The sequence below is a fragment of the Lentisphaera araneosa HTCC2155 genome (assembly GCF_000170755.1).
GTDB classification, from domain to species: Bacteria; Verrucomicrobiota; Lentisphaeria; order Lentisphaerales; family Lentisphaeraceae; genus Lentisphaera; species Lentisphaera araneosa.
Genome location: NZ_ABCK01000036.1, coordinates 34,119 through 45,000, shown reverse-complemented (window position 1 = coordinate 45,000; position 10,882 = coordinate 34,119). Strand labels below are relative to the sequence as shown.

General features: G+C 39.3%; 14 protein-coding genes. 6 read left to right on the top strand and 8 right to left on the bottom strand.

Annotation, left to right across the window (positions count from 1 at the left end):
- Positions 1-326, top strand: a 326-nt coding sequence (locus LNTAR_RS22600; protein ID WP_007281098.1) for a hypothetical protein, incomplete at its 5' end; no start/stop codon positions are given.
- 85 nt (positions 327-411) lie between these two features.
- Here the strand turns inward: LNTAR_RS22600 and LNTAR_RS22595 are convergent.
- Entirely contained in the window at positions 412-1,194 is a 783-nt protein-coding gene (locus LNTAR_RS22595; RefSeq protein ID WP_007281097.1) for a TatD family hydrolase, read from the bottom strand.
- 110 nt (positions 1,195-1,304) lie between these two features.
- Between LNTAR_RS22595 and LNTAR_RS22590 the strand changes: the two genes are divergently transcribed.
- The 4 genes from LNTAR_RS22590 (at position 1,305) to LNTAR_RS22575 (ending at position 3,332) form a co-directional block, all read left to right on the top strand.
- Positions 1,305-1,859, top strand: a complete 555-nt coding sequence (locus LNTAR_RS22590) for a heme-binding beta-barrel domain-containing protein (RefSeq protein WP_007281096.1) — start codon at positions 1,305-1,307, stop codon at positions 1,857-1,859.
- Positions 1,860-2,285, top strand: coding sequence for a group II truncated hemoglobin (locus LNTAR_RS22585; protein WP_007281095.1), 426 nt, complete (start codon positions 1,860-1,862; stop codon positions 2,283-2,285).
- Between the two features lie 90 nt (positions 2,286-2,375).
- Complete coding sequence (gene trxA / locus LNTAR_RS22580) at positions 2,376-2,702, top strand: thioredoxin (RefSeq protein ID WP_007281094.1); 327 nt, start codon at positions 2,376-2,378, stop codon at positions 2,700-2,702.
- 75 nt (positions 2,703-2,777) lie between these two features.
- Complete coding sequence (locus LNTAR_RS22575; RefSeq protein ID WP_157473797.1) at positions 2,778-3,332, top strand: DJ-1 family glyoxalase III; 555 nt, start codon at positions 2,778-2,780, stop codon at positions 3,330-3,332.
- On the opposite strand, the gene LNTAR_RS22570 is transcribed toward LNTAR_RS22575, so the two are convergent.
- The 6 genes from LNTAR_RS22570 to LNTAR_RS22545 all read right to left on the bottom strand — a co-directional run bounded on the left by LNTAR_RS22570 (position 3,329) and on the right by LNTAR_RS22545 (position 10,014).
- A complete protein-coding gene (locus LNTAR_RS22570) occupies positions 3,329-5,479 on the bottom strand; it encodes a response regulator (RefSeq protein WP_007281092.1) in 2,151 nt (716 codons plus the stop codon). The two genes, LNTAR_RS22575 and LNTAR_RS22570, sit on opposite strands and share 4 nt — an antisense overlap.
- Positions 5,472-6,659: an ABC transporter substrate-binding protein gene (locus LNTAR_RS22565; protein WP_007281091.1), complete on the bottom strand. Its 1,188-nt coding sequence runs from the start codon at positions 6,657-6,659 to the stop codon at positions 5,472-5,474. Before LNTAR_RS22565 ends, LNTAR_RS22570 begins: the two co-directional genes overlap by 8 nt.
- Before the next feature lie 114 nt (positions 6,660-6,773).
- On the bottom strand, positions 6,774-7,235 hold the full coding sequence (locus LNTAR_RS22560) for a DoxX family protein (RefSeq protein ID WP_007281090.1): 462 nt from the start codon (positions 7,233-7,235) through the stop codon (positions 6,774-6,776).
- On the bottom strand, positions 7,232-7,621 hold the full coding sequence (locus LNTAR_RS22555) for an MGMT family protein (RefSeq protein WP_007281089.1): 390 nt from the start codon (positions 7,619-7,621) through the stop codon (positions 7,232-7,234). The genes LNTAR_RS22560 and LNTAR_RS22555 overlap by 4 nt, the downstream gene beginning before the upstream one ends.
- Positions 7,621-9,327 carry a gamma-glutamyltransferase gene (gene ggt / locus LNTAR_RS22550; protein WP_007281088.1) on the bottom strand — a complete coding sequence of 569 codons (1,707 nt, stop codon included), beginning with the start codon at positions 9,325-9,327 and terminating at the stop codon, positions 7,621-7,623. Before ggt ends, LNTAR_RS22555 begins: the two co-directional genes overlap by 1 nt.
- A 3-nt stretch (positions 9,328-9,330) precedes the next feature.
- A complete protein-coding gene (locus tag LNTAR_RS22545) occupies positions 9,331-10,014 on the bottom strand; it encodes a phytochelatin synthase family protein (protein ID WP_007281087.1) in 684 nt (227 codons plus the stop codon).
- A gap of 141 nt (positions 10,015-10,155) precedes the next feature.
- Between LNTAR_RS22545 and LNTAR_RS22540 the strand changes: the two genes are divergently transcribed.
- Positions 10,156-10,377, top strand: a complete 222-nt coding sequence (locus LNTAR_RS22540; protein ID WP_007281086.1) for a DUF1653 domain-containing protein — start codon at positions 10,156-10,158, stop codon at positions 10,375-10,377.
- A gap of 38 nt (positions 10,378-10,415) precedes the next feature.
- Here the strand turns inward: LNTAR_RS22540 and LNTAR_RS22535 are convergent, their stop codons facing one another.
- The gene (locus tag LNTAR_RS22535) at positions 10,416-10,868 is read right to left on the bottom strand and encodes a hypothetical protein (RefSeq protein WP_007281085.1); all 453 of its coding nucleotides are present in this window, start codon (positions 10,866-10,868) and stop codon (positions 10,416-10,418) included.
- Positions 10,869-10,882: the final 14 nt, after the last annotated feature.

The window sequence follows — 10,882 nt, the reverse complement described above, 5'->3', positions numbered from 1 at the left end:
AACTCAAAGCACCTAATGGTGGGGCATTAACGAAACTTGGCGGAGATGCAGCTGTACTTGAAGTTCTTTTAGATCATCAGACTGGAGAAATGAAAATCTATTTCTTTGACGGAGAGGCTAAAAACCAGCTAAAAATTGAACAGAAAAAACTTAATCTAGTTATTAAAGATTTAACTATTGCTTTAACAGCTGATGAAGAAGGTGTTTTTAGAGTAGCGAATGAAAAGCTTAAAGGCTTACAAAAATTTGATGCAGAAGTAGCTGCTCTCGAGATTGAAGGTTTGCCTTTTGATGGAGTTACCATCTCCTACCCAGAAGGAAATTAATCCTTTAGGAGCCAAGATTTAGCCAATAGATTTTTTGATGTCGCCCGTTGTGTTTCGGGCGATTTTTTTGTTTAAATAAAGTGGGCTAGTCGATTTTTAAGTCGTAAAAAAGCTGAGTACTATTTTCGATTTCTCCGACGATTTTAGTAAGTGGCTTACGGTAGATTTCAGCTAATTGCTCGAGGATATGAACAAGAAAAGCTGGTTCATTTCGCGAAGGGCGCGGTTTCATATTGCGGGGGATGAGGTAGGGAGCGTCAGTTTCTATCATGAGGCGATTGAGTGGAATCTTCGGAATGAACTTATGCATGTGGTAGCCTCTGCGCTCATCGCAAATCCAGCCAGTGAGGCCAATGTGTAGGTCGAGCTCTAAATAATCTTCGAGCTCTTTTTTAGTGCCTGTAAAGCAGTGGACAACTCCTTTGCTAAATTGATGTCGCTTCTTTTTTAGGCAGCTCATAAAAGCCTCATGGGCATCGCGCTGATGCATGAAGAGAGGTTTTTGATATTTGATAGCCAGATCAATTTGTTTTTCAAAAGCAAGAATTTGCTCTTCGGCTGTGGAGAAATTGCGATTGAAATCGAGGCCGCATTCACCGACGGCGAGGACCTGATCGAGTTTGATGAGTTCTTCCAATTCCCGTGCCGTAGTTTCATCCCACGAAGAGGAGTAATGAGGGTGTATGCCAGCACTTGCGGAAAAGAAGTCAGGAGAACTTTTTGCGAGCTCAGCAGCTTGCTGACTATTTTCTAAAGTAGAACCCGTGCTGAAAATCCGCTTAAGTCCCGCTTCACGTGCTCGTTGAATGACTTGCTCACGGTCTTTGTTAAAAGCTGGTTTAAACCAGTTGACGCATATATCGATCATAAAATCTCTCTAAATTTTCTTTTACTTTAGACATTTAATCGGACTTTGACAGATCTTGTGTTGAGAAAAAGAGCTAGACTTATATTTTGAAAGAAAAACAGGAATGATTCATGAGTCAAAAAGAAGTTAACTACGGCCCTTTAGCAAATTTTCTTGGTGTATGGGAAGGTGAATCAGGTGTGGATAGAGCACCAAAGCCACAGGGAGACAAAACAACTGAGTTTTATGAGAAGATCACTTTTAGTCCAGTGGGAGATGTGGATAACGCAGAAGAGCAAGATTTAGTGGTGGTTCATTACCATCAAGTCGTGACGCGTAAGAGTGATGGAAAAGTCTATCACAATCAGACGGGTTACTGGATGTGGGATAAGGGAAGTGACGAAGTCATGTTCTCAATTGCCATTCCTCGTGGCGTCTGTGTTTTAGCTAATGGTTCGTGTGAACAAGGTGGGGATGTAAACTTTAAAGTTAAAGCTCAGATTGATGATCCAGCCTATTCCATTTTACAGTCGAAATTCATGCAAGAGAGAGCCAAAACTGAGGCGTTTGAAATTGACCTAAACTTGAGTGCGGATACACTTTCATACTCACAGACGACCTTCCTAGATATTTATGGACGTAAATTTGAGCACACCGATACGAGTTCATTAAAAAAGAAAGCTTAAATGGAGATTCAAAATCCTAAATACGGGCAGGGTGATGCAACTTATCGCGGGGTAGGCGGAGATGAAGGGCTGAAAAAATTGGTTGCGGAGTTTTATCGCCAAATGTCTTCTCTAAAAGAAGCAGAGCATATTCGTAAGATGCACCCAGATGACTTGAGCGAAAGCGAAGATAAACTCTACTGTTTTTTAAGTGGTTGGATGGGCGGACCTCGACTCTACAATGAGAAATATGGTTCGATTGCTATACCTCGTGCTCATACGCACTTGGACATAGACTACCCAGAGGCTGAAGCATGGCTTTTGTGTATGGGAAAAGCTCTTAATGAATTAGCGTATCCAGATGACTTTTGTGAGTACCTAATGACTCAGTTGAAAGTGCCAGCTGAACGAATTCGAATGGCTTCATTAAATCGACAAAAAAATTAGCTTAGCGAAAAGTTTTTTTTAAGATGGATTTCCCAAGTTAGAGGAATAGATTTGATTTTCTTAAATAAAATATAAAAAAGGAGATTAATTATGGCATCAGATCAAGTACTTAATCTAGATGATAGTTCTTTCGAATCAACTGTATCTGAGGGCGTGACTCTCGTAGATTTCTGGGCTCCTTGGTGCGGTCCTTGCCGTATGCTTGCTCCAGTAATTGATAAAGTTGCAGGTCGTCTTGATGGTAAAGCTAAAGTAGCTAAAGTTAATACTGACGAAGCTAATGCAAGTGCAGTTAAATTTGGCGTTAACTCAATTCCAACTATCATGATCTTCAAAGATGGTGAGCTCCAAGACACTCTCATGGGTGCTGCTCAGCGTGAAGATGACCTCGTATCTAAAGTTGAGTCTTACATCTAAGAGAAAAGCATTTAGATTTTTTAAGGCAGTGAATAATTTCACTGCCTTTTTTATTGTAAATAGATGAGGAGAATAATGATGCCAAGACTAGCAGTTGTTTTTGCAGAAGGTTTTGAAGAGATTGAAGCCATTACGATAGTCGATGTTTTGCGAAGAGCGCAAATTGATGTGGATATGGTAGGGCTAAGAAGTCTGTCAGTAAAAGGCTCACATGATATTGAAGTTAAAGTAGAGAAACTTTTAAAAGAAGTGGATCCCAATTTATATGATGGTGTCGTCTTACCTGGTGGGCTCCCTGGTTCTTTCAAACTTCGTGACAATGAAGATGTGCAAAATTTCATTAGGGCTTTTAATGGCAAACTACAGGCGGCGGTATGTGCGGCTCCTATCGCGCTACAAAAAGCCGGAGCTCTTGAAGGTAGACATGTGACCAGCCATCCATCAATGAAAGACGAATTTTCAAAACAGCTTTATTTGGAAAGTCCCGCCGTGATCGATGGTAAAGTCGTGACTTCACGTGGGGCAGGAACAAGTTTCGAGTTCGTTGCTGCGATTCTAACTGTATTAGAATTAGAAGAAAAAACCGAAGATCTCAGGGCAGCAATGTTATATCCAAATTTCGATTCTTAGGAAGTTAGTTTCTTCTCTTTCAGCCATTGCAGGATTTTTGCAAGAAAATCCTGCTTTTCAAATGGTTTAACTATGTAGTCATTCATGCCGACTTTATAGCATTCTTCGATGTTATCTTTAAAGGCATTAGCACTAAAGGCAATGATGGGTATTTCAACTCCTTTAGACCTTAGCTTATCAGTCGCTTCGAAGCCGTTCATTTGAGGCATTTGACAATCCATAAGAATCAAATCCGTTGGGTTAGATTCCATGAAATCTAAAGCAGCTTGGCCACTGCTCTTTAAATGACAGTTTAAAGGTAAGCCCTTAAGGCAATCCTTGACGAGTTCGAGGTTGATGCGATTGTCATCGACTACCAAAATATTGGGCTTGTAGCCTAAAGCTGAAAAGTCGATGGCTTTTTTAGCTGAAGTTACAGGGTGATGCATTTTTTCAAGAACTAGCTCAAACTCAAAGCTACTCCCAATGTTTTCTTGAGATTGAACGTTGAGTGTCGTTTTCATTTGTTTTAATAGGTCTTGGCATATCTTAAGTCCCAAACCATAGTTCTTAGAGGAGAGGTGGTGGCCTTTAGTTATTGCATTTAAGGTTTCACTGCCGATTCCCATTCCTGAATCTTTAACTTGAACATGCACTTGAGCTGTGTTATGATTGTCTAGGTAGTAGCAGTTGATATCCACCGATCCTTTTTCGGTAAATTTAATAGAATTACTAATCAAGTTAACGAGAACTTGTCGAATTCGATCTTTATCACCTTTAAGCCAAGCAGTAGATTCGTCGAGTAAAGTAAAATTTAATTTTAGCCCTTTCGCGGTACAGGAGCTCTCAAAAAGTTTTCGTAAACTCCTTAATAACTCATTAAAGTTAAAGACACGAAGATTGAGTTCACTTTTATCCTCAAGTATTTTGGAAAAGTCCAAGATTTCGTTAATGATCATTAATAAACTTTTTGTCGATTGATAGATAGAATCACAGTAGTTTTTAGCATCTTCATCTAAGTCAAGCTCTCGCAAAAGTTCGGCATATCCGTGTATCGCATTCATAGGTGTTCTGATTTCATGACTCATATTGGCAAAGAACTGGGATTTGAATTCACTCATTTTTTGAAGTTCACCAATTTTACTTGTGAGTTCTTTAGTTCTTTGATGAACGAGTTGCTCCATTTCAGAGTTAATTGTTTCTAAGTTTTCTGATCGATTCTGTAAAGCTGAAATGAGTTGGTCAAAGAGTATTTTTAAATTATCAAATTCTTGAACGATAACCCCTTCATCTTTGGGTTCTGAGCCACTTAGTTGGCATTGGCTGAAATGTGTCTCTAAGGCATTTAAAGGTTTGACAAAGAGGTGATTTATAATGAGAAAACCTATGGTAGATATAATGATACTCACCACAAAAGCAATGAGTAAGTAGTGGGCTAAGGCACTATTTCGCGTTTTGATAAAAGGAGAATAGTCAAAATAAATATTAGCCCAGAAGCCCTTTCCTAGATCAATTCTTTGTTCAAAGGCGCGAGGGATATTGGGACCTAAATATCTCAATTCATGATTTTTATGGAATATTTGAAGCCCCTCACTATGAGCTAGTAATTCTTCCATGTTTTGATAAACTTCTGCCAAGGGAAGTTCCGCAATGAGAGCCCCTTCTGTGAATTCATTGTGTTTTATAGCCACACTTAAGCGAATTCTAGGGTGGGGTTCCTGCTTAATAAGGTCAAGGTTTTGATCAAGAGTTTCGTTGAGAATGCTTTTGATAGCAGGACTCATGATGAAAGTTTTATTGGCGTTCGTACTACTTCGAATTAGGTTTCCTTCAAAATCTACAAGATAGAGTGGATAGTGTTCACCGAGTAACTTCCATGAATTCATTAGGCTTTGTGCTTCTTCGGCGTTTTGTTCGGGTTGAAGTACGGCTTGAGAAAAAATTCGTAATTGGGCAAAATCCTGTAAAATTTTTGTGTGTTGAGTGAGGTGAGATGATATTTCTTTTTGGAGCTGTTGGCTGCGGATATCTGCTTTGTTTTGAAAGCTTTTATGACCTAAATTGCTTAAGTTAATACTAATTATATATCCTGCTCCTACCATAAGGGTTATACCAATGAACACCATAAAACTAATACTTGTTTTATAAGCCGATAAATGCTTAATCATCAGTTTTTCTCCGATGATTGATTTGTCCTTTCTGATTAAAGTAGGCCATGCGATAATCCTGAACTCCCAAAGCTTCATGACTAAACGCTTGGTTTATTCGATAGGGAGAAAACGGTTTAGAATAAGTTTTTAGCAGGCCAATAACGGGTATTTTTAAATTTTCTAACTCATTTTTCACTGATTCTCTAAGCTCAATATGACGTTTGTCTAATTTGTTTTGAGAAGCTTCTAGTAAGAGGGAGGTTAAATCGTAAGCGTGAATGAATCCACTCGGGGCTTTTATATAATGATTATCAAAATCATTAGGGAATAATTTGGATGCTTTACTAATAATTTCATTGTCCGAAGTTTTTGATAAATCTAATGAACTTTGTATAAATAGGAAGGGGTGTTGCCTTGCTTTTGGAGTAAGTTTTTCATAGAATTTTCCACCTGTAACTCCCCAGTGTGAGATGATTGGAATGTTTAAATTTGATTTGCTTATAGCATTTACAATGGAGGCACTTTCATTTGAATTACCAACGAGAATAATGCTGTCTGCATTTGATTCTTTTAAGTTTAAAATGATTTTCTCAGTTGCGTAGTCTGATAAATTCCATTTAAACCAATCGCTTCCCGCACTACTTATTTGTGATTTAGTGATAGCTTGAGTTAAAGTGTTCCAGTTGTTTTTTCCCCAGGCCGTGTCTTCTAATAAGAGGTAAGGTTTTTTAGTTTTATGAATGTCAATGGCACTTTCAATTAGGAACTGTCCCACAGTAGAATCATCGAGTGAGAGTCGAAAGATATAATTATCTTTACTTTGTGTTCGAGTTATGGGAGCGGCGGCTGCCCAAGGATTCAGCAGTAAAAGTTTGTGTTCATTAATAAAGTCTTTGTTAGCAAGTACAGGGGGAGAATGCATGCCACAAAATACCGCAAGAGTGTTTGGGTCGTCGGCAGCAATTTTTAAATTTTTAAGGCTGCGGCGGTTATTGCCCCTATGATCGAGTCGTTTAACTTCTATTTTGGTCTTATGTAATTTTTCTTTGTTGATATGAAGTGAGGACAAGATCCCAACTTCGATAGAGCGACTAGACTCATAGTAATTGGAAAAGTCTGCATCAACGTAAATTGTGAGTTTTTCAGCATCTAGTGAAAAGCTCCAAAAAAACAATAAAATAATTCCAATAAGCCGCATTTCTTCTCCAAAGTCATTCTATCTAGACTATTACAGAAAAAAACTAAAAGCAAATTTCTTCAAAAGCTATTTTTTGGTTAGTTTTTTATAAAAGATTTTTTAGAGCTTTTTAGTTTATTTTTTCTTAGGGTTATCTTTTTTATGAGCTCGTTTCTTACTTATAACAGCATCAAGGGATACCCTTCCAGGGCCGAGAATAATTAAAACGACATAAGTCATTAGATAAATGAAAGCGAGTTCGGCGCTGGGTTTTCCAGGGGAATCAAAAAGTTGTCGCTGAAAAATAAATAGATTGACATAGACGCCTACAGACATGGTGATTATTAATTGGGACAAGGCAAAGCGACTTACTAAACCTAAAATTAATAAAATGGCACAAAAAAATTCCGCGAATACCGCAAGACCTAAACAAATGCTCGAACTGAGCCCGAATAAAGCAGGGAATTTTTCACTTACAGTGGAGAAGTTTTGTAATTTAGGCCATCCATGTGCAATAAGCATAGATCCACCAAAAGCGATTCTAGCTAAAAGCAATGCCATGTCCGTACTTAACTTTGGAGTGTTTTCTTGGCTCATGATTTATCCTTATCGAAATTGAAAATTAATTTTTCTTCATTAATCTTGCCCTGTATATCAAAAAAAACACCCTCGTTTTTGAGTAAGTTGAGTTTTTTAGTGATCTGTTCACCGCTGCCTTGTCCAAAAAAACCACCGATACTAAAATCACTCTTGATTATTCTATGGCAAGGGACATCTGGAGCCCAAGGGTTGGCTTTTAGAGCTTGGCCAATGGCCTGGGAAGAGCGGCAGTTAATGGATTTTGCGAGATTCGCATAAGTACTGACCCGACCACGAGGGATTTCTAGAAGCTGTTTGAGAACTGATAGGCGAAAGGCACTAATTTTTCCTTGTAATTGAGCCTGAGACATTTCATCAATTAATTGTTGTTTGTTTTTGGCCATTATTTACCTAGAGCTTTGCCATCAATTCGTCTTGGATCCGCAAAGCCGTGCTTGCCGTCATAACGCATCATAATAGTTTCTGCGCAACCAAAGGGAAAAACTTCTTCAGTATTGTGCCCTTTTTTCTTCAGGCTTTCAACGATTTCTTCATTGAGCCCAGACTCAAATTCGAGCTTGTCGGGCAACCATTGATGGTGGATTCGGGGGCGTAAAGTTGCTTCTCGTAAATCCATGTTAAAGTCAATGACATTGAGCAGGATTTGTAGAACTGTACTAATGATTCGACTTCCTCCAGGACTTCCAGTGCATAAGTAGGGTTGATCTTTTTTGAATACGATTGTGGGAGTCATCGAGCTCAATGGGCGTTTATTACTCTTAACAAAGTTGGCTTCGCCTCCGAGTAAACCATAAGAATTAGGGACGCCTTCGAGAATGGCAAAATCATCCATTTCATTATTTAAGAAAAAGCCGAGGCCAGGAATCATAATCCCACTACCAAAACTGTAATTGATTGTGTAAGTAAAACTTAAAACGTTGCCTTGACGATCAGAGACAGAGAAATGAGTGGTGTCGTTACTTTCGCGAAAATGTACCTTGCCGTGAGAAATTTCTTTGGCGGGACGGGCGCGATTCATTTTAATAGATCTTTTTAATTTCTTGGCATACTTTTTTGAAATGATTTCTTGCTGAGGAATATAATTAAAATCAGGATCGCCGGGATAGTGGCTGCGATCGGCATAAGCCAACTTCATCGTTTCAGTAAGTAAATGATAATATTGATCTTTTGGCATTTCTTTGAGGTCGTAATTTTCCAAAATATTCAGCATCTGAATGAGGTGCATACCACCTGAGCTCGGAGCGGGCATGGACGCAATTGTTAAACCTCGATATTTACCAATGAGGGGCTCACGCTCGACGACTTTATAGCTTTTAAGATCAAGTTGAGTGATGAGGCCACCATTTTCTTTATGCCATTTAACAAATTCTTTTCCTAGGTGACTCGTGTAGAAATAATTGGGCCCGTATTTCTTGAGGCGTTTTAAAGTTCCTGCTATATCTTCTTGAACAAGGATCTCACCTTGTTTAAGAGCTTCTCCCTCAGGAAAAAATATTCTTTTAGCTTCAGGGTTTTGCATTAAAAAATCTTTTTTGCTTTTAAAATCATAAGCAAGGCCAGCGGAGACTTCAAAGCCATCTTCGGCAAGATAAATGGCAGGTTCAATGACAGTTTTATGTTTGAGTAGGCCAAATTTCTTGTTGATGTAATCAAGTCCAGCTAAAGTTCCTGGGACAGCACAGGCCTTTGGAGAGAAGCGTAAAGCATTTTGGTCGACACTTCCATCAGCTTTCAAGAAATCGGATTTTTTAACTGAAGAGGGCGCACGCTCTCGAAAGTCGATAGCCACAGTTTTTTTGGTCTCGGCATCGTAATAAAGCGCAAAACCACCACCAGTAATATTTCCTGCTTTCGGTTGAGTAACGGCTAATGCGTAGGCAATTGCGACGCCAGCATCTGCGGCATTGCCCCCAGCTTCAATAATTTCTAAACCAATATCTGCAGCCTTGTCATCTTGGCAGACAATCATTACGTTTTTTGAACGGCTTACGGAAGTGTTTTTTAAGTCAATTTGTGGGATTCTTATAATCGGATCCGCAAAGAGAAATGAAGAAAATATAAGTGTAAAATGAAAGAAATATTTTGACATAGTTTACTCCTTAGTTAAACGCAACCATCCGCGTGAAATTTTACTGACTGGGTCTTCGGCGAGCATAGCGTAATAAAGATCTTTGTCATTTACCCAAAATGATTCGCGACTCCCTTGAACCTCAAGGATTAAGACAGAGCGACTTTCGACGTCGTAGGCAGTGACTAGAGAAAAGTGGCCAGAACGCATGCCTTCACCTGCGAGTGATTGACGTGAAAAGTTAACGATATACTGAGAGTTATCATTAAGGTTTTTAAGTTCTTGGCGGAAGAGGTCCAGGCCAGCTGTGTGGGCATAGAACTTTTGAGATGTGAATTGAGGCGTACGACGTTTTGCAGCTTCGTGCAATTCCCTCAAGGTCATACCCATTTTTGAAACGGTGGCAGGAGCAATGACTTCCTCCGCCACTTTATGGTCAAAAAAATTATCTTGATCAATTTTATTGTTTTGTGCAAGAGTATTTCCTGCAATCGTAAGAGAACAAACCCCACAGAAATTCTTTCTTTGTGGCTGCCAGAACTTTTTTGTTTTTGTGTAGAGCACTTGGTCAACGCGTGCCAATCTTTTTTGGCCTTCGCTCGAAGAAAGGCTGTGAACATCTTTAGGGACAGTGTGAATGTCGAAGCGAGAATCAGCCGTACAACTCCATAGGAGAAGTAATGACAGGAGTGGGATTAACTTGGACATAAGCTTGTTTCTCTTAATGAATTGATAATGATTTTAATAAATATGAAGCGACTTAGATGACTTACAATAATTGGAGCCTTGTCGAGCTCGTATGATGCGCCTATCTTGCGGGAAAATTATTAGAAAAATTGAGAGTTCGATATGAAAAAAGGCATCTACCGTCACTACAAAGGCAACTTCTATGAACTCATCGACGTAGCCAAGCATAGTGAAACAGAAGAAGAGCACGTGGTTTATCGTCCAATGTATGGAGAGATGGGCTTATGGATCCGCCCATTGAATATGTTTGATGAACTGATTGAGCTTGACGGAAAAACAATCAAACGCTTTGAGTTTTATTCAGACAAAAAAGAAAGCCCATAAGTGATCACTCATGGGCTTTAGCGAGGAGTCAGTCTTTCTTAGTGATGATCAATTAAATTGAGCATGTAGGACTTTCCGTCTACTTTGATTGAAATTTGACCGTGAATATGAGCTTTGATCAAGTCATTTTGAAGTTCAAAAGTCGCCGATTTACCTTCACTATCCGCTTTTGAGGCCGTGAACTTAAGCTGCTTGCGACCAGATTTAAGGGCGAGGTTTAAGCGGGGAGCTTTTTCAATGCTCTTGAGCGTCTTACCGTCAGGCTTAAAGAGCACGATTTTAAATTTCCCTTTCTTTTCCATGTGGGCGTACCAAAGTAGAGCCTTGTTACCAACTTTCAGGACTTCTCCGCCATGACCTGGATGGGGTTCATGGTCTGCATGCCCGTGATCGCCGTGTTGACCCTGGTCCTGGCCTTTAGGTGAATCTTCGGCAAAGCTTAAGTTTGCGAAGCTCGCAAAAGCAATTATTGAGATTAATATTTTTTTCATTTCTTGGTTCCTTA

Coding starts and splice junctions, on each gene's coding strand:
- LNTAR_RS22565 (WP_007281091.1), bottom strand. CDS start 6,659: ATGCGGCTTATTGGAATTATTTTATTGTTTTTTTGGAGCTTTTCACTA.
- trxA (WP_007281094.1), top strand. CDS start 2,376: ATGGCATCAGATCAAGTACTTAATCTAGATGATAGTTCTTTCGAATCA.
- LNTAR_RS22585 (WP_007281095.1), top strand. CDS start 1,860: ATGGAGATTCAAAATCCTAAATACGGGCAGGGTGATGCAACTTATCGC.
- LNTAR_RS22540 (WP_007281086.1), top strand. CDS start 10,156: ATGAAAAAAGGCATCTACCGTCACTACAAAGGCAACTTCTATGAACTC.
- LNTAR_RS22555 (WP_007281089.1), bottom strand. CDS start 7,621: ATGGCCAAAAACAAACAACAATTAATTGATGAAATGTCTCAGGCTCAA.
- LNTAR_RS22560 (WP_007281090.1), bottom strand. CDS start 7,235: ATGAGCCAAGAAAACACTCCAAAGTTAAGTACGGACATGGCATTGCTT.
- ggt (WP_007281088.1), bottom strand. CDS start 9,327: ATGTCAAAATATTTCTTTCATTTTACACTTATATTTTCTTCATTTCTC.
- LNTAR_RS22575 (WP_157473797.1), top strand. CDS start 2,778: ATGATGCCAAGACTAGCAGTTGTTTTTGCAGAAGGTTTTGAAGAGATT.
- LNTAR_RS22590 (WP_007281096.1), top strand. CDS start 1,305: ATGAGTCAAAAAGAAGTTAACTACGGCCCTTTAGCAAATTTTCTTGGT.
- LNTAR_RS22545 (WP_007281087.1), bottom strand. CDS start 10,014: ATGTCCAAGTTAATCCCACTCCTGTCATTACTTCTCCTATGGAGTTGT.
- LNTAR_RS22535 (WP_007281085.1), bottom strand. CDS start 10,868: ATGAAAAAAATATTAATCTCAATAATTGCTTTTGCGAGCTTCGCAAAC.
- LNTAR_RS22570 (WP_007281092.1), bottom strand. CDS start 5,479: ATGATTAAGCATTTATCGGCTTATAAAACAAGTATTAGTTTTATGGTG.
- LNTAR_RS22595 (WP_007281097.1), bottom strand. CDS start 1,194: ATGATCGATATATGCGTCAACTGGTTTAAACCAGCTTTTAACAAAGAC.